The sequence below is a fragment of the Veillonella parvula genome, assembly GCF_024461875.1.
Taxonomy (GTDB): domain Bacteria; phylum Bacillota; class Negativicutes; order Veillonellales; family Veillonellaceae; genus Veillonella; species Veillonella parvula_I.
The window spans coordinates 1-372 of record NZ_JANGAL010000024.1 but is presented as its reverse complement, the minus strand read 5'-3'; the positions used below and the strand labels follow the sequence as shown (position 1 = coordinate 372).

Here is a 372-nt window from a genome sequence, read left to right as displayed (position 1 = left end):
AAAACGTAAATACGCCGACCTGTTCTTCCGATTCTTTATCTGCCGGACATTCTTTCACTTTAATATACGGAAACTCCGAACTTCCGAGCACTTCTTCCGCACTGCGCGACATTCCCGTATTTGACTGATGGAACGGTGTCCATGCATATGTATCATTATAAAATAACACCTCGTTTTCTGTCGCTTCTATGGCATTTCTGTATTTTTCATATCGCTTTTTATATTCATCGGCAGGCCATTGATCCTGCATTTCCTTCTGCGACAAATAATCGATCTCCAAAATAACATCTGATACATTTCCGGTTCTGTCCGACTTTTGATTCTCCGTCTCTTCTGCCTGAGTGCTTCTTTGCAGCGCACGGCTGATCTGTG

Annotated in this window: 1 protein-coding gene; it reads right to left on the bottom strand. The window is 43.0% G+C overall.

Annotation, left to right across the window (positions count from 1 at the left end; genetic code table 11):
* Window positions 1–372 (bottom strand): hypothetical protein (locus tag NE668_RS09730; protein ID WP_256196765.1); only part of this gene is annotated, 372 nt, incomplete at both ends.